This is a genomic window from Mycobacterium sp. NPDC006124 (assembly GCF_040614235.1).
Taxonomy (GTDB): domain Bacteria; phylum Actinomycetota; class Actinomycetes; order Mycobacteriales; family Mycobacteriaceae; genus Mycobacterium.
In genome coordinates this window covers 193,970-214,294 of the sequence record NZ_JBEXUA010000003.1, presented here as the reverse complement: position 1 = coordinate 214,294, position 20,325 = coordinate 193,970, and the positions used below count along the sequence as shown (strand labels likewise).

Genomic DNA, 20,325 nt, shown 5'->3' with positions numbered 1-20,325 from the left:
AGCCGAATCTCCTGCGCAAAATGAGTCTAACGACGCCGTCCCGGAATGGGCAGACTCGTCATCAAGGATTTCACCATCCCGGGAGGTCGACGCGACCTCGTCGAGAAAGGACAGTCGCATGCCAAGGTTGAACGGTGGGCAGGTCGTCGCCCGCATCCTCAAGGAGTACGGCGTTCCGTACGTGGCAGGCATTCCCGGCCATGGCATTTGGGGCTTGATGGACGCCTTCAACGAGGACGAGTCGAGGATTCCGTTCATCCAGACCTACCACGAACAGAGCGCAGTGCACCTGGCCGACGGTTTCTACCGGGTGTCGGGCACGCCGATGGCCGCGGTCACCTCGATCGGCGCGGGCGCGTCGAACACCGTGCTGGGCCTGGCGACCGCCTACAGCGACTCCACCAGCGTTCTGGTGATCACCGGCGGTCCGCCGCGCCACATGCGTGGGCGTGGCGTGCTGCAAGAGCTGGAGCGCCAGAAGGACAACGGCTTTCCCCAAGTGGCCGAGGCGGTGTCGAAGCGCAGCTGGGTCGCCAACAGCATCGAGGACCTACCCTTCATCCTGCACCGGGCGTTCAGCACGATGCTGACCGGACGCCGCGGACCCGCGCACGTCGAGATTCCGTGGGACTTGCACGCCGAGACTGCGGAGGTCAACTTCCACGACCTGGCGCGCCGGCTCCCGGTCGGCCTGCAATACCCCGACCCCGAGGCCATCCAGCGTGCCGTCGACCTGCTGGCCACGGCCAAGCGACCCGTGATCGTCGTGGGCGGCGGCGCCATCAGCGCCAACGCCACCGACGAAGTACGCGCCCTGGCCGACGGACTCGACATCCCCGTGGTCACCACCTGGAACGGCAAGAGCGCGTTCCCCGAGGATCACGATCTCTTCGTCGGCAGCGTCGGCCAGACCGGCACCGTTCACGGCAACTACCTGGCCGCCAACGCCGACGTCGTGGTGTCGATCGGCTGCCGCTTCACCGATTGGTCGTCGTCGAGTTACGCCAAGGGACAGTCGTTCTCGTTCCCGCCCGCGAAGCTGATCCACGTCGACATCGACCCGCACGAGATCGGCAAGATCTACCCCGCGGAGGTCGGCATCCTCTCCGACGCCAAGCCGGCCGTCGCCGCGATCGTGGCCTCACTGCCCGCCAAGCCCGACCGCAGCGAGTACCTCGCCGAGGTCGCCGAGCGCAAGGCGCAGTGGGAGGACGAACTGGCCACCCGGCGCGACACAGACCGCTTCCCGTTCACGCTGCAGCGTCCGCTGGGGGCACTGCGTCAGGTGATGGATCGCAGCGGCATCGTCCTGGCCGGCTCCGGTAACACTCAGGGCGCGGTGAAGCAGACGTTCCCCGTGTACGAACCGCGCACCCATCTCACGACCGGTGGCTTCTCCTCGATGGGGTGGCCGGTGCCGGCCGCGCTCGGCGCGAAACTCGCTGCCCCCGAACGACAGGTTGCCTGTATCACCGGCGACGGGGACTTCCTCATGACCGCCCAGGAGATCGGGGTGGCGATTCAGCACGACATCGCCGTGGTGTTCGTGGTGCAGGACAACTCGGGCTACATCTCGATCCGCGGCGGCCAGCGCAACGCGACCGACCGCATCATCGGCACCGAGTTCAACCGTCCGGACGGCACGCCCTACAGCCCGAGTTTCCAGAATTTGGGCAAGGCGTTCGGGCTGGAGTCCTTCCGCGTGGAGTCGGCCGCCGATCTGGAACCGACGTTCAAGCGTGCCTTCGACGCGAAGGCCCCTGTCCTGGTGGAGATTCCGACGGACCGCGATCTGGCGAGCCCATTCGTTCCCGGTTGGCTGGACTTCCCGCCGCTGCCGCACATCACCGACGAACGCGCCGACGAGTACCGGGCGCGACGGGCCAGCGAGCAACACCAGTAGCACCGTGTGGCGCCCCCGTCGCATCGACGGCTTCGGGGGCCGGGACGTGTCGGACCCCCCTTCTATGATGGTGGCATGTCCACGGCGACAAGCACTTTGAGCTCTCAGGAGCGTCTCGAAGTGCTGTTCGACGAGCTCGCCGAACTGACCGGCCAACGCAACGCCATCGACGGCCGCATCGTCGACATCGTGGCCGAGATCGACGGTGACCGACTCTGGGGCAACACGGGGTGCCGGTCGATCTCGTCGCTGGTGGCCTGGCGGACCGGGATCTCCCCGCACAACGCCGAGACCATCACCACCATCGCCGAACGGGCATCGGAGTTCCCGCTGTGCACGACCGCGCTGCGCGAAGGGCGACTCTCGATGGATCAGGTCGGGGTGATCGCCGAACGCGCCGGGCAGGGCTCCGACGAGCACTACGCCGCCCTGGCGTCGGTCGCGACGGTCACCCAACTGCGGACCGCGATCAAGCTCGAACCCCGGCCCGACCCGAAGGCGAAATACCAGCCGGACCGCTCGATCAGCAAGACCGAGACCGCCACCCACACCACCTGGCGGATCCGGCTGCCGAAGGTCGAATCGGCGAAACTAGAAGCTGGAATGGCTTCGCATCGCGACCGGTTGATCGCCGACTGGAAGAGCGACCACGGTGACACCGAGAGCGGCACCGCTGACGGTGGCGGCGCGGAGGGCTCGTCGGTGCAGGCGCCGCCGTTTCCGACCACGGTGGACGCGTTCCTGAGTCTCGTCGACGCGGGCTGGGATTCCGATGTCGCCGCCCGCCCACACGGGCAGCACACCACCGTGGTGGTCCACGTCGACGTCGAGAAGCCAGCCGCCGCATTGCACCTCGGCCCGCTGCTGTCCGACGGCGACCGACGCTACCTGCTCTGCGACGCCACCTGCGAAGCCTGGTTCGAACGCGACGGCCGGGTCATCGGATCCGGTCGGGCCACCCGCACCATCAGCCGCCGACTCCGCCGGGTACTCGAGCACCGCGACAAGTGCTGCGCAGTCCCCGGCTGCGGAGCCACCCGCGGCCTGCACGCCCATCACATCCGACACTGGGAGGACGGCGGACCCACCGACCCCGACAACCTGGTCTTGCTGTGCCCGTTTCACCACCGCCTGCACCACCGCGGTGGGATCACCATCAGCGGCACCGCCACCGCGTTGACCGTCACCGACCGGGACGGAGCCGTCCTGACCCCGGCATCCCTAGCCCGACCACCGACCACACCGCCACCGGACGTGCCGCCCTGCACCGGGCCACTCGGCGAACGCGCCGACTGGTGGTGGTACGACCCCTACGACCCCGGCAAGTCACCGAGCACCAACTAGACCGGCGTCGGAGCGTCCTCGCGCAGCAGGTTCGCGTCACGGAGCGCCTGCCACAGCTCCGGCGGCACGACGGTCTCGGCCATCGCGGCGTTGCGGAGCTGTTGGGCGCGGTCGCGCGCTCCGACGCACGCACTCACCACGGTGGGATGCGCGTAGGCGAATTGCAGCGCCACGGCGGGGAGGTCGACGTCGAACGTCGCGCAAACATCCTGCAGCGCAGCCGCTTTTGACAACACCTCGGGCGGTGCGGCGGAATAGTCGAAGCGCGCGCCGGCGACGGGCCCCGTGGCGAGGATTCCACTGTTGTAGACCCCACCGAGGACGATCCCGACGCCGCGTTCTTCGCACAGGGGGAACAGCATGTCCAACGGATCCTGCTCGAGCAGCGTGTACCGGCCCGCCAAGAGACACAGGTCGACGTCGACGGCCTTGACCGCGTCGATCATCACGTCCGTCTCGTTGACGCCGAATCCGATGGCCGTGACGACGCCTTGATCGCGCAGGGACTCCAGCGCGGGGAAACCGCTCGTGACGGCCTGGCGGAAGAAGTCCGGCTGCGACGCCCCGTGCGTGTACCGATCGCAGTCGTGGACGAACAGCACGTCGACGTGGTCGACGAGCATGCGCTGCAGGCTTTGTTCGACGGCCCGCATCACGCCGTCATAGGTGTAGTCGAAGTCGACCGTCATCGAGGGCAGCTCGACGTACTGGCCGTTGGTCGTCGGGGCGCCACGCCGCGGAGTCACGGTTCGGCCCACCTTCGTCGAGAGCACGTACTCGGCTCGGCCGTGCCGGCGCAACGCGTGGCCGAGGCGGTATTCGCTCAGCCCGTTGCCGTAGCCCGGAGCGGTGTCGAAGTACCGCACGCCGTCGTCCCAGGATTGGTCGACGAGCGCGCGGGCCTCGTCGTCGGTGAACGCTCCGTTGAAGTTGCCGATCGGCGCACCGCCATAGCCGACGGCAGTGAACGACAGGCCGGTGCGCTGGTGGATACGGACGTCCGACGTTCTCATGGATTCCCCGTTCCAGCGTCGTCGCCCCGTGCGTCGACCTCTGATTCCAGGCTAGGAATGGTTGGCAGCGCCGGGAGGACCCAGGATGGGCAATCGTCGACGGTCTGGCTGCACGATGTGGACGATGGCACCCGGGTGCCCAACCAACTGGTTGATGGTGATATAAACACCAGCATGCGCACCGGCATCTTCCTCAGCTACGCCAGCGGCTTCCGGGAGGCAGCCAATCAGGTGGTCGAACTCGAGAAGTGCGGCGTCGACGTCGCGCTGGTCGCCGAGGCCTATTCCTACGACGCGATCAGCCAACTCGGCTACCTGGCCGCGAAGACCTCCACCATCGAACTCGGGTCCGGCGTCGTCCCGATCTACACCCGCACCCCCACGCTGCTGGCGATGACCGCAGCCGGCGTCGACTACGTCTCCGACGGCCGCTTCCGATTCGGCATCGGCACGTCCGGCCCGCAGGTGGTGGAGGGCTTCCACGGCATTCCGTTCGACGCTCCGCTGGGGCGCACCCGCGAGGTCGTCGAGATCTGCCGCCAGGTCTGGCGCCGCGACCGCGTCGAATTCGACGGCAAGTACTACCGGGTGCCCCTGCCCGCCGACCAGGGCACCGGACTCGGCAAGCCTCTCAAGCTGATCAATCACCCGGTCCGCGAACGCATTCCGATCACCATCGCCGCGCTGGGCCCGCAGAACGTCCAGCTCACCGCCGAGATCGCCGAGGGCTGGCAACCGGTGTTCTACTACCCCGAGAAGGCCGACGACGTGTGGGGCGATGCTCTGCGCGCCGGCGCGGCCAAGCGCGACCCCGAGCTCGGGCCCCTCGACGTCATGGTCTCGGCCAGCCTTGCCATCGGCGACGACGTCGACGACCGGCTGGCATGGGCGAAACCCCAACTGGCGCTGTACATCGGCGGCATGGGCGCTCGCGGAAAGAACTTCTACCACAACCTGGCCACCCGGTACGGCTACGGCGAGGTCGCCGACCACATCCAGGACCTGTATCTGGCCGGCAAGAAGGAAGAGGCCATCGCCGCGGTGCCCGACGATCTGGTCCGCAACGTATCCCTGGTCGGGCCACGGAGTTTCGTCAAGGAACGGTTGGCCGCCTACGCCGAGGCGGGGGTCACCACCATGCTGGTGCACCCGCTCTCCGGCGACGGTCGCGAGGCCGTGAAGTTCTGCGCGGAGCTCGTCGAACTGGCGCACTGAGTCACACCAGCAGGGTGCCACCCTCGACGGTGAGTACCGTGCCGGTGCTGAACGCCTGCTCCATGCAGTAGAGGTAGGCCAGCGCGACGTCGGCCACCTCACCGACGCGGCCAAGTGGAACCCGTTGCGCCTCTTGCTCGTACAACGCCTGCCGATCGTCTTCGGACATGGCGTCCCACAGCGGGGTGCGGATCAGTCCCGGCGCGACGGCGTTGACCCGGATCGGCGCCAGCTCGACTGCCAGCGCGGTGGTCAAGGCATTCATCGCGCCACACAGGCTGGACGGAAGGACACCGTAGCCCGGGCTCCACGCCGCCGTGCCACTGGTGAGCGTGATCGAGCCACCGGGGCGAAGCCGCGGACCGAACACCCGCGCCACGCTCAGCGCGCCGATCAAACGGGTCTGGAAGAACGCGGTCACGACCTCCGGCGTCAGCTCGGCCAGCGCCCTCAGCTCGAGCGGCTCGCCGGCGGTGTAGACCAAGTGATCGACGTCGCCGACCTCGGCGGCCAGCCGGTCGAGCGCCGCAGGATCGGTGAGGTCGACGGTGGCGCCGCGGGTTCCGGCGGGGAGGTCGGCCAAGGCCCGGTCGACGCTGATGCGGCGCCGGGACACCACGATCGCGGTGGCACCGCGGTCGGCGGCCGCGCGTGCGACACCGAGGCCGATGCCCGAAGTGCCGCCGATGACGAGGACTGTCGTGTTCTGCAAGGTCATGACTCCACGCTGCCCCGGGCGGAGCCGCCCGTCCAAGACCCTTTGCGTCGCCCGGCGATACCGTGGAGGTATGACGAGTCCGGATCTCGACCTGCGCAAGCTGCGGTACTTCGTGGCCGTCGCCGAGGAGCTCAACTTCGGGCGGGCCGCGAAACTCCTTCACATTGCCCAGCCGGTGCTGTCGCGCCAGATTCGGTCCCTGGAGGACGAACTCGGCGTCCGACTGCTGATCCGCGACACGCGCGGCGCCATCCTCACCGACGCGGGCAGCCAGCTACTGCCGGACGCGCGCTTCCTGCTCGCGGAGTCAAAGGCGCTGCGAGACAGGCTGTCCCGAGCAGCCGCTCCCACCCGAGTCGTGCGGGTCGGAGTGATGCCGGGGCTGTTGGCGACCGCCGCCGTACGGACCTTCCAGTCGGCAAACCCCGCCCACCGCGCCGAAGTAGTCCCGATCGGGGCGACCGAACAGCTCGAGTCGGTGCGCACCCACGTTCTCGACGTGGTCTACGCCCGCGAGCCCTTCGACCATCGCGGGCTCGGGACCGCCACGCTCCTCGAGGAGCCACGGGACGCGCTGCTGCCCGCCGACGATCCGCTGGCCGGACGGCAGTCGGTGCGACTCGCCGAGCTGGCGTCCTACCGCTCACTCCAGGACCCGGCCGCCGTGCCGGAGTGGTACGCCGTCGCGACGCCCGAGCAACGGCGCGCCACTCACCGCGCTGCGTCCACCATGGAGGAGAAACTCGAGCGCGTCGCCGCACACGAGGGCTTCGCGATCGTGCCGCGCTCGGCGACGGCGTTCTACCGACGCCCGGACGTGTGCGTCGTGCCGATCAAGGACATGCCGCCAGGCCACGTCACGTTGATTTGGGATGCGGCCGTGGTCGATCCCGTCCGCGACGCGTTCGTCGCCGCCGCGCTCGCCTGTCGCGACCAGACGGTCTGAGCATCCGACTACGAGCGAAGATGGTCGAGTGCCCAGTTTGATTCAGCCCGCTCTGCCGACGGGCTCGTTCTCGGTGTCAGCACACCCTTGCATCGCCGTCGACGCGGACGCCGTGCTGAGACCGTGGATCCTGGCCGACGCCGACGCCTTGGTCGAGGCGTTCGACGATCCGGCGATCCGGCAGTGGCACCTCAGCCGCGCGGACACCGAGGACGAAGCGCGCGAGCTGATCACGCGCTGGCAGGGCGGCTGGGCCGCCGAGTCCGAGTTCAACTGGGCGATCGTCGGCCCCGATGACGCCCTACTCGGCCGGATTGCCTTGAAGGGAGTCGACCTCTTCGAGGCCACGGCAGGAGTCGCCTACTGGATGTGCCCCGAGTCGCGCGGGCGCGGACTCTGCCCGCGGGCCGTCGTCACCCTGTCGGAGTGGGCCTTCACCGCCGGTTTTCACCGCCTGCAGTTGGAGCACTCGACCCGCAACGCCCCCTCGTGCCGAGTGGCCACCAAGGCCGGGTTCCGCGAGGAAGGCACTCGACGGGGCGCGGCGTTGCACCGGGACGGGTGGCACGACATGCATGCCCACGCCCGCCTGCGCGGCGACGAGTGACGTCGTCACTCCCCGACCTGGGGTAGTTCGTCGGCGGCGATCTCGCAGGGCGTCGGCTCGGCATCCGCGGCGAGGGGCTGCGCGGCGGCTGGCGCGGGCGCCGACTCCGGCGATCCGGGCGCGGTCACGGGCTCGGCTTCAGCTTCGGGGGTGACGGTCGGCTGGACCGCTGCGTCGGCGACGCCCTCCGGCGGCGGCTCCGCGGGTGCCTCGTCGTCGGCGAGCGCGTCGGACTCCCCGGCCGGCTCGTCGGGGTCGTCCGGATCGTCCGGGTCGTCCGGGTCGTCCGGGTCGTCGGCGTCGTCGGCGTCGTCGGCGTCGTCGTCGAGGTCGACGGGTTCGTCGTCGGACAGGTCCTCCACACCGGCGTCGGACGCGTCACCGAACGAGCCGACCAGCCCGCCGATCAAATCAGCCAGTTGCTGTCCAAAGCCGCCGAGACCAGAGCCGGCGGACCCGCCCGTCGACCCCATGGACCCGGCCGACCCCAACGGCAGCCCCGCCGCACCGAGCTCGCTCGGCGTAGCCGACGTCGGTTGCGCGGCAACGGGAGTCGCAGGAGATGGCACAGTCGCCGCCTCCGGGCTCGACCACGGCGCGGCTGCCGCCGGTCCGACCGCGGCGGCGGGCACCGTCGCCGCGGACCCGCCAGAACCCGGCACCCCGACCGCGAGTGCGGGCTCGCGCGTCGTCGAGGACGCGAGCGGCACCGCCGGACCATCCGAGATCGCAACCCGCGGACCGAGCGCGCCGGGGACGCCGAAGACGGCGGCCGGCGAGGCCATCCCCGCCATCGCCGCCGCATAGGCCGCGTCGACCGCCGAGCCCGCCTGGCGCATCGCCGCCACCCAGTGCGACGCCACCTCGCGGTCGACGAACGGTGTCACCTCTGCGTCGACCAGCTCGCTGGCGGCAGCCACGTCCCCGCCACCGGCAGTCACGATCTTGGCGGCGGCCAGCCAACCTGCGCGGTGCGGGCGCTGCCCGTCGTCGAGGGCCTCGGTCGCGCGCGCCTTGTCGTCGACGGCCTGCCACAGCGAATCCCGCAGCGCGGCCACCGCACTGGCGGCCGCCCGCACTGCTGCGCTGACGGCGTTCGCCGATTGACAACTACGCCAGAGGAATTCGCGGGCTGCGGTCGCGCCGCGACCCGACCAGGCGGCGTCGAGGTCGGCCAACAGACCGGTCTGCATGCGGGCCGCGTCCTCGGCGGCCGACGCGGCCGCGGACAACGCCCGGTGGTCGGCCTCCAGCGCGCGCAGGTCGAGGCCGTCCTCACCGGAGTACCGGTCGCGCACCTGCCCGGGGTGCATCGTCAGATCCGGATGGTGATACCCGAGCCGTTGGCTGGCGGCCACGTACTGCTCGACGTCCTCGACGGTCGAGCTGCCCGCGGCGAGTCGGCCCGCCACGTCGAACGCGTCGGCCATCGTCAACCCAGCCGGACCGCGCCGCGCGCGTCGGCGTCGGCGTAGCGGTCACCGGCGACCCGCAACGCGGCGGCGACCTCGCGTAGCGCCCGGACCCATGCGGCCGTCTGGTCGACGACGTCGTCGACGGCCCGTCGCACGGCGTCTCCGCGAGCGGCGTGGTCGCGGCCGGCGACGGCGCCGTCGAACACCAGCCGGCTCAACCCACCGCGGGCCAGCCCGTCGACGACGTCGGCGATCCCGTCGCACCGGCCCGCGGCGGCGAGGAGCGCCCCGGCGTCGACGCGCGTGAACTCACTGTCTCCCATGCCCGGTTATGACGCAGCGCGGGCTCGTCCGGTTCCGGCAGGCTCAGGCCAGATCCATGTCCAGCCCGGCCAGATGACCGCGGGCCCGCGCTTGACCCGCCGAGCCGGCGCCGGCGGCGTCGTGCAGAAGCCGCCAGCCTTCGCGATCGTCACGACCCTCCGGCAGGTCCAGCCAACGCCGCAGCACCGCCAGATCGCCGGTCGCGATCACCGCCGTGCGCAGACTGGTACTCAGCTCGGTGCGCAGCCGTGCCACCGCCGGAGACATCGATTGCGGCAGCAGGGCGCCGGTGTATACGTCCAACGCGGCGGCCACTCGACCTGACCGCAGCTCGTCGAAGACCTGGTTGACGTCACTCGTGACCGGCTCGAGCAGCCGGTAGGGCCGTGAGCCCACCACGACCGGCGTAATGACCCGGCGTAGGCGCGACATCTCGGCCCGGACCGTCACCACGTCGAGATCCTTGTCGTCGAGCATCATCGCGAGATGGTCGGCACTGAGACCCTCGGGGTGCTGACTCAGCAGCACCAGGATGTCGGCGTGACGCGGGGTCAGGCTCGAAGACCGGCGGCTCCCACGTTCGTCGGTCACCTGCCAGCACGGACGGTCGGCACCCAAGACTCGCAAATAGGCGCTGCCTTGGTGTTGCGGTTGGTCGTGCGCGCCGTCAGTCGATCCGGTGAGCCGAAGCAACGCGAGGTGGTTCTCGACGGCGACTGCGGTGGCACGAACGAGGGCCAATGCTTGACCCGAGGCCACCTCCACGCCGCCAGTGAGGTCGATGGCGCCGAGGAGGACACCGGTGGTCGGATCGTGCACCGGCGCCGCGGTACAGCTCCACGGCTGCACCACTCGGGAGAAGTGCTCGGAGCTCCGAATCTGGACTTCGCGGTCGAGCGCCAGCGCGGTGCCGGGCGCGTTCGTCCCGACGCGCCGCTCACTCCAGTCGGCGCCCGGCACGAAGTTCATCGCCTCGGCGTTTCGGCAGGCCTTCGAGTCGCCCTCGACCCAGAGCAAAGTGCCATCCGCAGCGGTGATGGCCACGACGACGCCGGAATCAGCCGCATCGTCGACCAGCAGCCGCCGAATCACCGGCAGAGCCGAAGCCAGGGGGTGCGTGTCGCGCATCCGAGCGAGTCGTAGCGTGACGTCGGACGACGACGCTCCCCCGCTGTCGGGGTTGACGCCCTTGGCCAGGCTGCGTCGCCAACTCTCCGCAACGATGGGCCGGATGGCGGAGGAGTCGAGGTACTCCGCGTCGACTTCGCCGGCAATGAACAATTCGTGCATTGCCCGCAACGCCGACGACGTTAGCCACGGCGACGCACGGCCGTCGAGCGCCCTCGTCCAACCCACAGCAGATCACGCTCCTAGTGCCGGCAAACGTCACGGCCCGAGCTCCGGGCCTCCTCGCCCCCCGCCGTCACAGTAGTCCACCTGCCCGAATGGGTGGGCAATCTGCCCATCTGAGTGTCGGGGGCGTGGCCACGGGCGGGAGGACCAATGGGCCGTCCGCGCCAATTCCCGAGGGTGGTCTACCATCGCTGCACGCTCGGCGGACAGGAATCTGGTGTAAACCCAGAACGGACGCGCCACTGTGAACGCACCCAGGCTCGGTGCGTGAGTCAGATGTTGAGTCGAGCGCATCCTGTACGAGCGGGGCCGCGTGATGCCCCGAGAGGAACTCCCGAATGACGGTCGAACCATCCGCACTCGTCGCATGGGCCCGGTACTCGCCGCCCACACCGGCGCCGGCAAAGACACGTCGTCGGCTGCCTTCGGCTGCCTCGGCGACCACGTCCTCGACCATCCACCCAAGTGAGGTCGGGTGAACGTCACCGACCTCGTCACGGGGATGACGAAGGTCGAGCACCCGATGGACGAGGGCCACGAGGGGCTCGAATGGTAGCCACGACGCCCGCGATAGTGGTGGCTGCACCTTCGTCGGGCAGCGGCAAGACCACCGTGGCCACCGGTTTGATGGGCGCGCTGCGACGATCTGGACACCGGGTGGCACCGTTCAAGGTTGGGCCCGACTTCATCGATCCCGGCTATCACGCGCTTGCCGCGGGTCGGCCCGGCCGCAACCTGGACCCCGTGCTGGTCACCGAGGCTCGCATCGGCCCGCTCTACCGGCATGGCTGCACGGGAGCCGACATCGCCGTCGTCGAAGGGGTGATGGGCCTGTTCGACGGCCGCATCGATCCGGACTCGGACGCACCGGTGATCGGGTCCACTGCCCACGTTGCGTCCTCGTTGGGCGCGCCCGTCGTCCTCGTCGTCGACGGTAGCGGCCAGAGCCAGAGCGTGGCGGCACTCGTGCACGGCTTCTCGACGTTCGACAGCGGCATCCGCATCGGTGGCGTCATCCTGAACCGGGTTGGCTCACCCCGCCACGAACAAGTCCTACGGCAGGCCTGCGACCGCATCGGCATGCCGGTGCTCGGCGCCATCCCGCGCGCGTCCGAACTGTCGGTGCCGTCGCGGCATCTGGGCTTGGTCACCGCGGTGGAGCACGGCAGACGCGCCCGGCTCGCCATCGACGCGATGACCGATCTGGTGGCCCGGCACGTCGACCTCGCGGCAGTCGCCGCCCTCGCGGCGGCGAACGTCGCCGCCGGGCCGTGGGATCCCCTCACGGCCGTCGGCGGCGCCGTGGACGGCTCCCCCGTCGTGGCCATGGCTGCCGGCCGGGCATTCAGCTTCGGCTACGCCGAGCACGTCGAGATGCTCCGCGCGGCCGGCGCCGAGGTCGTCGAGTTCGACCCGATCACCGAAGCGCTGCCGGCCGAGACCGACGCCTTGATACTGCCCGGGGGATTTCCCGAGCAACACCTTCCCGAACTCTCCGCCAACGTGGAGGTGCGACGTCAGATCCGCCAATTGGCCGAGCACTCGCCGATCTACGCCGAGTGCGCGGGTCTGACCTACCTGATGACCAAGCTCGACGACCACCCGATGTGCGACGTCCTTCAGGGCACTGCGCAGTTCACCAAGCGACTCACCCTCGGATACCGGCACGCCGTCGCGAGCGGTGACTCGGTGCTGCATCCGTCGGGCCATGCGGCCACCGGTCACGAATTTCACCGAACGAAGGTCGAATTCAGCACGGCGTATCCGTCCGCGTGGACGTTCCGCGTCGGTGATGTGACCATGAACGACGGCGCCATCCTCAACAAGGTGCACGCCGCCTACCTTCATACCCACCCGGCTGGCCAACCCACCGCGGTGCGCAGCTTCGTCGCGAGTGCCGTACCGGCGACGACCCAACCGATTCAGTGATGAGCTGTGTCAACGAGCAGAATGGAGACTCCATGGACTTCACGACGGTGCCGTCGCCAGATGCCGACGCCGAACGCGCGGCACGATCACGACAGGACATTCTGACCAAACCTCAGGGCGCCCTCGGTCGACTCGAAGACCTCTCGGTGTGGGTGTCGGCGTGCCAGGGCGTTTGTCCGCCAAGGCAATTCGTTCGCGCCCGCGTCGTGGTCTTCGCCGGTGACCACGGGGTGGCCAAATCTGGAGTTTCCGCCTATCCCCCCGAGGTCACGGCGCAGATGGTCGCCAACATCGACTCTGGCGGCGCGGCGATCAACGTGTTGGCGGGCACCGCGGGCGCGACGGTCCGCGTGGTCGACATCTCCGTGGACTGCGAGCAACCGCTCTCACCGCAGGTTGGCGCGTACAAGGTGCGCCGTGGCAGCGGCAACATCGCCGTCGAGGATGCCATGACCGATGCGGAGACCATCGCCGCGGTGGACGCCGGCCGTCGCATCGCGGACGAAGAGATCGACGCCGGCGCAGATCTGCTGATCGCGGGCGACATGGGCATCGGCAACACGACGCCCTCGGCAGCGCTGATCTCTGCGCTGACGAGCGTGGAACCCGTCGCGCTGGTCGGCAGGGGCACGGGTGTGGACGACGCGGGCTGGACCCGCAAGACGGCCGCAGTGCGCGACGCGTTGTACCGCGCCCGCGCTGCGACCACCGATCCGCTTGCGCTGCTGCGGATCTGCGGCGGACCAGATCTCGCCGCGATGGCCGGATTCTGCGCCCAGGCGGCCATCCGGAGAACGCCACTGCTGCTCGACGGCGTCGTCGTGACCGCCGCCGCCCTGGTGGCCGAACGGTTGGCCCCCGGCGCCAGCGCCTGGTGGCGGGCCGGCCACCGCTCGACCGAACCGGCCCACTCGATTGCGCTGACACACCTTGGACTCGAACCCATCGTGGAGATGCGGATGCGACTGGGCGAGGGTTCCGGCGCTGCCGTCGCCCTACCCATCCTGCGGGCGGCCGTCGCCACGCTGTCGTCGATGGCGACCTTCGGCGAGGCAGAGGTCTCCGATCGCGACGACGCTGCCGATCGGGCTCCCACGGTGTCCTGACGGCGCCGACAGCTCCCAAAGCTCAACGAAAGACTGTCCTTTCGGGCGGTATCGGTGACGAAAGCCGATCGGCGCCCTCTCGCATGCCTATCGTGGGCCGATGCCAGAGTGTTCCCGTCCCCACGTGCTCGACGGCACTCCAGTTCACCGCCAGTACGTCGAGAGTAGCTGCGCCGCATGAGAACACGTGAGGTCGACGCCTGTCCGGGTACTCAGCGGGCACACTCGGCCGCAGACGGCGGACTGGCGAGGGTGCGACTGCCGGGCGGGATGATCAATCCGACCCAGCTGAGCGCCTTGGCTCGTGCGGCCTCGGCGGCTGGCTCGGGAATCCTCGAGCTGACGTCGCGTGGCGGCGTGCAACTGCGGGGCATCACCGACGTCGGCGCCCTCGTCGAGGCGGCCATCTCGGCGGGCCTGCTCCCGTCCGCCACGCACGACCGCGTTCGCAACGTCGTGTCGTCGCCGCTGTCGGGCCGCATGGGCGGCCTCACCGACGTTCGACCGTGGGTCGGCCTGCTCGACGAATCCATCCAGCGTTCGGCGACGCTGGCGGCCTTGCCGGGACGCTTCCTCTTCGGCGTCGACGACGGCCGTGGGGACGTCGTCGGAGAGAGGGCCGACGTCGCCGTGCAGGCGCTCGGCGATTCGGTGGCGTTGTTCCTTGCCGGAGCAGACACCGGGGTGCGCCTGCCCGTCGCGGCGGCGGTCCCGGCGATGATCACCGTGGCACGCCGATTCGCCGAGGTGCGTGAAGGGCGCTGGCGAATCCGCGAGATGGACGAGCCGGCTTCACTACTCGACGGTTTCGACGTCGACCAATGCGCCCCGACCACACCGCGTTCGCCGTCGACCCCGCCGGTGGGCTGGATTCAGCAGGACGACGGCCGGATCGCGGTGGGCGCGGCCGTGCCGTTCGGGGTGCTGACGGCAGGGGTGGCGCACAGGATCGCCGCGTTCGGCTGCCCCGTGGTCGTCACGCCCTGGCGTTCGGTGGTGATGTGCGACCTCGACGGCCCGGAAGCCGTGGACGCCCTGAGCACTCTCACTCCGATGGGATTGGTGTTCGACAAGCACTCGCCGTGGCTTCAGGTCAGCGCCTGCGTGGGCAGCCAGGGCTGTCAGCATGCGCTGGCCGACGTGCGAACCGATGCGGCCGCCGCGGTCGACGCGGCGCGGGATGCCGGGCATCGGCAACACTGGGTGGGTTGTCAGCGAGCCTGCGGGAGTCCGCCGCGCGGTGAGGTGCTCGTCGCCACGGGCAGCGGGTACCAGCGTCTTAGGTCGCCCGATCTCGGCTGACCCTCCAGCTCGAACACCCTGCCTCGCAGGGCGTTCGGCATGCCAGTCAATCGTTGCCTCTGCGTCGCCTACCCAGCCGTGGCGTGTGATTCGGCCGTGTCCTGGTCTCCCAGGTTCTGCTCGGCCAACTCGAGCATGGTGCGCCAGAATCGTTTGCGCTCAAAACGTGTCTGACCGATGACGACCGAGCGCCACTGGGCGATGATCGGGGTGAAATAGCGGCTTTCGTCCAACAGTTCGGCCGTGTCGGCCACCAGTTCACTGCTCACGGGCTCCGACGAATGCAGCGTCCGCCACATCCGGGTGGTGATCCGCACGCGCCGCCGGTGTTCGATCAACGCTGAGAGCAGCCACCGAATCGAGCGGCGTTCGTCGTCGTCGATCCAGGTGGCGTCTCCGCAGCTGTTGAGGAAGGCCTGTTGCGCCTTGGTCGACTCGTTGAGCTCGTGCAGGACGCGTATTGCTTCGGCGCGCATCGGCGTGGTGGGCAGTCGGTCGGTGGTCACGACGCCGGCGTTCCCGCGTCGAGCCGTTCCTGACCGCCGGCTCGCATCGGAAGTGGTTGCGCACGAAGCGGAATGCCGACGACGATGCGCGCCGCGTTGTGACCGAGAACGCGTGCCGTGTCCGATTCAGCCGGGCCGTCGGAGGCCAGTTCTGCCAGGGGGGACGGCAGCTTGTCGTGGTGGACCGACACCTGCCCGTCGACGGCGATGCCCACTCCGACACTCAACGACGAGCGTCCCGCGGCCGTCCGTGCGAGCGCCATCGCGTCGCCCGGCGTGCGGGGTCGCTCGACGACCGCGGGCACACCTTCTTCCTCGATTCCGGCCAGCACTTCGTCGACCACCTGGCCATCGGTGCAACTGAGCACCAAGATGGCCGGCTTCTCCGCCTGACCACCCTCAAGCACTGATGCCCACTTCGGGCTCCACCGCCGCGTGCCGCCCGCTGGCCACGTCTTGGGTCGCCGCGAGCGACGCCGCATACGACGCGACCAGCCCGGACGCGACCGCGTTTCGCGGACCCTCGGTGCCGCGCACGTTGCCCGTGCCACAGACGATTCCGTAGGGGGCCACGGCGTCGGCGATGAGCTCGGGGATCTCGAAGTCCAGCGCACAACCGCCGAGCAGCACCACGAAGCCGATCTGCCGAAGATCGCCACCGGGGGCGATGCTCCGCAGCGCGCGCAGGGCGTTCACCACGAACACCCGCTCCTTCGCCGTCCTGCGGACGGCGCGGATGCGGTCGAGGGAGTGCCGGGTCGGAATCGGATTCATCCCGACGTCGCCAAGGGCGACGACGCGCGCGAATGCCGTTGGCGGCAGCGGCGTCTCGAAGAACTGGACGGTGCCGTTCTCCAACCGGATGTGAAAGAAGCTCTCCGCCTTGCCCAGTGGGCAACGCTTGATCTCCTCGGCCAACTCGAGGTTGTCCAACCCCAACTCGGCGTCGATCAGCTTGGTGACCAGATCGCCCGCGCCGGCCAGGTGAGTGGCGTCGGTGTGGTCGTCGGTCTCGATGACCGCGGCGTCGGTGGACCCGCCGCCGAGGTCGAGGACCACCAGCGGCTTGTCGGTGCCCGGCGTCGTGAGCGCACCGAGAACCGCCATCTCCGCCTCGACGCCGCCGACGACGACGTCGACCTTCGTCGCGCCCGCGTCGCGCAGATGCGCGGTGACCGCGTCGGCGACGGCCTTCATCCCGCTTTCCTTGGTGCGGACCATGGCGGCCAGCGCGACCGCGTTCTCCAGCGCCACCTCACCCGCGACACCGCCCCGAACCTCTTGGGGCACAGCGGTGTCAATGGCCAGCAGATCCTGGATCCGCACGTCGGCCAGGGCGTGATTGGACAGATCGGCCATGCTCTGGCGAACGTTGGCGATCATTCCACCGGTATTGGTGCCGGACTCGCCGACGACGTCGACCAGCGGGCTGACCCGCTGCACCTCGGCCATGATGTCGGCGGCGCCGCGCGACACGTCGATCGTCGCCTTCTTCTGTACGCCGATCAGCTCCAACGAGCCCGCCGGAATGGTGCGGTCCTCGACGTCACCCGACGGGGTACGCACGACGACCGCGGAACGGTTGCCCGTCAGCGCGCGGGCGACGGGCGAGACGACCTTGGTCTGGTCGGGGTCGAGCTCGAAGATCGTCGCCAGACCGTAGGCGTTCGACAGCGTCCGGATGGACTGGCCGGGGCCGGCGACCTCGACGGCCGCCATCATGCCCTTGGGCACCAGGTCCACCCGCGACACCTCGTCGATGATCGGGATCTTGGTGGTGAGCCGGTTGGCGACCAACACGGCGTCGTCGTTGCACAGGATGGCACCGGTGACCTCGACGCCCCGGTCCACCGCCGCGTTGATGGACTTGGCCGTCAAGTCGAAGTCGACTCCCTTGGCCACCAACACGATGATCGGCTCACCGGGTTGGAGGTCGGCCAGGGACTCGAAGTCGACGATGGTGCCGACTCCGAGTCCCTTGCCGCCTGGTGTCCGCGGGTCATGCCCGATCATGGTCGACTCGGTGATGATGGTCTCGGTGATGGTTTCCATCGCGAGCCCACTGATCACCGGAGTCGCCTCGTTGAGCAGTATCAAGTCGAGGTCGGCCAACCGCATGCCGGCACGTTCCAGTGCCCACGTCACCGACTTCGCCACACCGTCGACGTTCTTGACGGTGCCCTTGATGCCCGTCGTGCGCGTCAATGCCGCACCGACGTACTCGACCGACCCGTCGGGGCCGATGGTGGCGAGACTGGCCTCCGTGGTGGAGTTGCCAATGTCGACCCCGACGATCGTTCGAAACACCCGCGTCAACTCTCTTTCTTCAGACCGCTGCTGCGGAGAACTCGGGCGCGACCTCGATGGTCGGCGCCCCCTTGCGAACCAGCTCGGTTTCCTTCAGGTGCAGCAGAGCGGCCTTGGCCTGCCAGCGCGGGCGGGCCATCTGGTCGTTCAGCGTCGGAACCGGTTCCGGTGACTCACCCTTGGCGTACTGCGCGGCGTTGGAACCGATGCTGCGGTAGGTCTCCAACGTCAACAGCGGACACTGCGGGAACAGCTCGAGGCTCGACAACCGCGGCAGATCCCGCTGGTGAATCATCGCGGTGCCACGGGCCAGGATGCCAATCCCGATACCCGATCCCGACAGCTTGGCTGCCGTGTGTGCCATCAGCGCCAGGTCGGCGCTGTGCTGCAGTCGGATGATGCGAGCACTCACCTCCTGCTCCTCGATGCCGGCGAGGATCTGCCGGATCACCTCGGCGTGCGTCAGGTCGACGATCGTCTTGGAGAACAGGCTTCCAAACGCGGGCGAAATGGCAAGCACCACTTCGTCGGATCGCTTGCCCCGCTGCGCGGGCCCGATCTCGCTGAACGAGATTGCGCGCTGGCCTTCTTCGGCGTTGGTCGACACGGTCATTCCACCTCTACTTCGGGGTTGGATGCGCTCGTCACGTGGCGCAGCTTCTTCATCTCTTCCCAGCGGGCGCCGGACGGACGGTACCCGGTGCCCGGGCCGCCGTAGTCGTTCGCGTCGTTGACGGCCGACAGCGGCTGCAGGTCCTTGGTCAGGATTGCCGAGGTCTGCAGGAGGTCGCCCGAAACACGTTGACGCAGAACGGCCAACAAGTTCTCGGCAACGTCGGAGAAGCCGGTGGCCTCCAGTGCCTTCACCAGGTCCAGACCGGTGACGTTGCGATCCATCACCTGCTGGGCACCCTTGAGGTCCTCCAGCACGTCCCGCGGAATGAGGTCCTTGGAACCGTTGGCGTACACGGCGGTGTCGACCTCGGCATCGGTGATGGGCGGCAGGTCCAGGTAGCGGAACACGGCCTGCAGCGCCTGACCGGCGCGCGTGCGCACCGCCAGGATGTCGGCCTCCTTCACGTGCCGGAGCCCGCCGTCGATCTGAAGATCGCGCTGGATGGTGTTGAAGTCGTCGTAGTCGTCGCTGTCGAGGTTCGAGCCCGCGAACATGTTGTCGTAATTGGGCATCGACGAGTAGCCCGAACACACGAAGTCGGTGCCCGGCATCATCTGCGGCATCAACCGCGCGGTGCGGCGCATGGCCGAGTGCGAGAACGACTGGTCGTTGCCCGAGGCACATTCGAGGTCGACGGCCGAGGCGATCAGGTTCTCGGCGGCGACCGCGCGGATGCCGGCGGGCACTGCGCCCGGGACACCGATGCAGGAGATCGAGCCGTTCTGCAGACCCTGCACACCCGCGCCCTTGGCGATCAGGATGCAGCGAATCTCCAAGTACAGCATCGACTTACCCTGCGCGTTGCCCATCTGCACCTCGGAGCCGGTGCCCGAGGTGAAGCGCATCTTGATACCGCGCGAGGCGTATGCCCCGGCCAGGAACGCCTTCGACCACGGGGTGTCGTCACCGTCGACGAAGACCGGCTCGGTGCCGTACACCGAGATGGTCTCCGCGTAACCCGTGATACCGCGCATGCCGAGATCGAGCTCGGTGGCTTCCTCCAGCGCACACTGCGTCAGGGGGCCACCGGTGCCGACCTGGCTGCCGATCTGCTGGGCCATCGCGACCAGCGGGGCGTAACGCACCACACCCAGGGTCGTCTCGACTTCGGAGAATCCGCGGATCGACGCCTCCGCCGCGTCGCAGGCGACCTGGAGTGGGTTGTCCCTGGCACTGGTGCAGTGCCCCTGCATCGCCGGCGTGCGACGGGCGCGCATCTTCTGCATCCCCATCATGATCTCGACGATGTTGAGGTTCTTGGCCACCGCGAGCAGCTTGGCCGGAGTCAGACCGTTGGTGATGGCGATGACCTCTTGGCGGCTCACCGCCGGGTCGACGAGCATGCGCGCGATTTCCTGCGCCGGGAGCGCCATCGACTGCTCGGTGGTCTCGGCATCGAGGGCCTTGTCCGCGATGAACTGGTCGATGAAGTCGAAGTCGGCGCGTTCGACGCCGTCCATCTCGACGATGACGCCGTTCTCCACCCGCACGCTGGGCTGGGGATCGAACGGGCTGTCCATCGCGACCATGCCGACCTCGGGCCATTCCTCGACGAAGCCGTCGAGGTTGACCGGGCGGTCCTCCAAGATCTGGGTGCGCAGGGAGTGGCGCACACCGTCACCGGTGCCGGGGTTGTGGATTGCTTCTGCGGTCATGATTGG

The 20,325-nt window shown here is 68.9% G+C and carries 18 protein-coding genes, 1 pseudogene and 1 riboswitch; of the genes and pseudogenes, 9 read left to right on the top strand and 10 right to left on the bottom strand.

The features are described from left to right. Nucleotides 1–118: 118 nt before the first annotated feature. On the top strand, nucleotides 119–1,903 hold the full coding sequence (locus tag ABZ195_RS07975) for a thiamine pyrophosphate-binding protein (protein WP_355216476.1): 1,785 nt from the start codon (nucleotides 119–121) through the stop codon (nucleotides 1,901–1,903). A gap of 75 nt (nucleotides 1,904–1,978) precedes the next feature. Further along, nucleotides 1,979–3,247, top strand: a complete 1,269-nt coding sequence (locus ABZ195_RS07970; RefSeq protein WP_355216475.1) for a DUF222 domain-containing protein — start codon at nucleotides 1,979–1,981, stop codon at nucleotides 3,245–3,247. Here ABZ195_RS07970 and ABZ195_RS07965 read toward each other — a convergent pair. Beyond that, nucleotides 3,244–4,260 carry an aldo/keto reductase gene (locus ABZ195_RS07965; protein ID WP_355216473.1) on the bottom strand — a complete coding sequence of 339 codons (1,017 nt, stop codon included), beginning with the start codon at nucleotides 4,258–4,260 and terminating at the stop codon, nucleotides 3,244–3,246. The genes ABZ195_RS07970 and ABZ195_RS07965 overlap by 4 nt on opposite strands. Before the next feature lie 174 nt (nucleotides 4,261–4,434). Here ABZ195_RS07965 and ABZ195_RS07960 point away from each other — a divergent pair, with 174 nt between their 5' ends. Further along, nucleotides 4,435–5,475, top strand: a complete 1,041-nt coding sequence (locus ABZ195_RS07960; RefSeq protein WP_355216471.1) for an LLM class F420-dependent oxidoreductase — start codon at nucleotides 4,435–4,437, stop codon at nucleotides 5,473–5,475. A 1-nt stretch (nucleotide 5,476) separates the two neighbouring features. Here the strand turns inward: ABZ195_RS07960 and ABZ195_RS07955 are convergent, their stop codons facing one another. Next, nucleotides 5,477–6,193, bottom strand: coding sequence for an SDR family oxidoreductase (locus ABZ195_RS07955; RefSeq protein WP_355216469.1), 717 nt, complete (start codon nucleotides 6,191–6,193; stop codon nucleotides 5,477–5,479). A gap of 70 nt (nucleotides 6,194–6,263) precedes the next feature. On the opposite strand from ABZ195_RS07955, the gene ABZ195_RS07950 reads away from it, so the two are divergent. After that, nucleotides 6,264–7,139, top strand: coding sequence for a LysR family transcriptional regulator (locus ABZ195_RS07950; protein ID WP_355216467.1), 876 nt, complete (start codon nucleotides 6,264–6,266; stop codon nucleotides 7,137–7,139). 28 nt (nucleotides 7,140–7,167) lie between these two features. Continuing rightward, a complete protein-coding gene (locus ABZ195_RS07945) occupies nucleotides 7,168–7,746 on the top strand; it encodes a GNAT family N-acetyltransferase (protein ID WP_355216465.1) in 579 nt (192 codons plus the stop codon). A gap of 5 nt (nucleotides 7,747–7,751) precedes the next feature. Here the strand turns inward: ABZ195_RS07945 and ABZ195_RS07940 are convergent, their stop codons facing one another. From ABZ195_RS07940 to ABZ195_RS07930, 3 genes are read right to left on the bottom strand one after another with little or no spacing between them, the layout of a single operon-like run. Beyond that, entirely contained in the window at nucleotides 7,752–9,176 is a 1,425-nt protein-coding gene (locus ABZ195_RS07940) for a hypothetical protein (protein ID WP_355216463.1), read from the bottom strand. 2 nt (nucleotides 9,177–9,178) lie between these two features. After that, complete coding sequence (locus ABZ195_RS07935; protein ID WP_355216462.1) at nucleotides 9,179–9,484, bottom strand: type VII secretion target; 306 nt, start codon at nucleotides 9,482–9,484, stop codon at nucleotides 9,179–9,181. Between the two features lie 43 nt (nucleotides 9,485–9,527). After that, nucleotides 9,528–10,775: a transcriptional regulator gene (locus ABZ195_RS07930; RefSeq protein ID WP_355217024.1), complete on the bottom strand. Its 1,248-nt coding sequence runs from the start codon at nucleotides 10,773–10,775 to the stop codon at nucleotides 9,528–9,530. A 276-nt stretch (nucleotides 10,776–11,051) separates the two neighbouring features. Then, a riboswitch (cobalamin riboswitch) is annotated at nucleotides 11,052–11,115 on the top strand. A gap of 39 nt (nucleotides 11,116–11,154) precedes the next feature. Between ABZ195_RS07930 and ABZ195_RS07925 the strand changes: the two are divergent. The 4 genes and pseudogenes from ABZ195_RS07925 to cobG all read left to right on the top strand — a co-directional run. Continuing rightward, nucleotides 11,155–11,268: pseudogene (locus ABZ195_RS07925) on the top strand (cob(I)yrinic acid a,c-diamide adenosyltransferase); the annotation flags it as partial. A 119-nt stretch (nucleotides 11,269–11,387) separates the two neighbouring features. Then, on the top strand, nucleotides 11,388–12,767 hold the full coding sequence (locus ABZ195_RS07920; protein ID WP_355216460.1) for a cobyrinate a,c-diamide synthase: 1,380 nt from the start codon (nucleotides 11,388–11,390) through the stop codon (nucleotides 12,765–12,767). 32 nt (nucleotides 12,768–12,799) lie between these two features. Further along, nucleotides 12,800–13,873, top strand: a complete 1,074-nt coding sequence (gene cobT, locus ABZ195_RS07915; protein ID WP_355216459.1) for a nicotinate-nucleotide--dimethylbenzimidazole phosphoribosyltransferase — start codon at nucleotides 12,800–12,802, stop codon at nucleotides 13,871–13,873. A gap of 177 nt (nucleotides 13,874–14,050) precedes the next feature. Next, a complete protein-coding gene (gene cobG / locus ABZ195_RS07910; protein WP_355216457.1) occupies nucleotides 14,051–15,175 on the top strand; it encodes a precorrin-3B synthase in 1,125 nt (374 codons plus the stop codon). 68 nt (nucleotides 15,176–15,243) lie between these two features. Here the strand turns inward: cobG and ABZ195_RS07905 are convergent, their stop codons facing one another. Genes ABZ195_RS07905 through ABZ195_RS07885 form a run of 5 tightly spaced genes read right to left on the bottom strand, consistent with a single transcriptional unit; the run spans nucleotide 15,244 to nucleotide 20,319 of the window. After that, a complete protein-coding gene (locus ABZ195_RS07905; RefSeq protein WP_355216456.1) occupies nucleotides 15,244–15,681 on the bottom strand; it encodes a hypothetical protein in 438 nt (145 codons plus the stop codon). Continuing rightward, the gene (locus tag ABZ195_RS07900) at nucleotides 15,678–16,088 is read right to left on the bottom strand and encodes a glycerol dehydratase reactivase beta/small subunit family protein (protein ID WP_355216454.1); all 411 of its coding nucleotides are present in this window, start codon (nucleotides 16,086–16,088) and stop codon (nucleotides 15,678–15,680) included. Before ABZ195_RS07900 ends, ABZ195_RS07905 begins: the two co-directional genes overlap by 4 nt. Beyond that, nucleotides 16,081–17,988 carry a diol dehydratase reactivase subunit alpha gene (locus ABZ195_RS07895; protein WP_355216452.1) on the bottom strand — a complete coding sequence of 636 codons (1,908 nt, stop codon included), beginning with the start codon at nucleotides 17,986–17,988 and terminating at the stop codon, nucleotides 16,081–16,083. Before ABZ195_RS07895 ends, ABZ195_RS07900 begins: the two co-directional genes overlap by 8 nt. Nucleotides 17,989–18,007: 19 nt before the next feature. Beyond that, on the bottom strand, nucleotides 18,008–18,601 hold the full coding sequence (locus tag ABZ195_RS07890; RefSeq protein ID WP_355216450.1) for a propanediol/glycerol family dehydratase medium subunit: 594 nt from the start codon (nucleotides 18,599–18,601) through the stop codon (nucleotides 18,008–18,010). Continuing rightward, a complete protein-coding gene (locus ABZ195_RS07885; RefSeq protein WP_355216448.1) occupies nucleotides 18,598–20,319 on the bottom strand; it encodes a propanediol/glycerol family dehydratase large subunit in 1,722 nt (573 codons plus the stop codon). The genes ABZ195_RS07890 and ABZ195_RS07885 overlap by 4 nt, the downstream gene beginning before the upstream one ends. Nucleotides 20,320–20,325 lie beyond the last annotated feature (6 nt).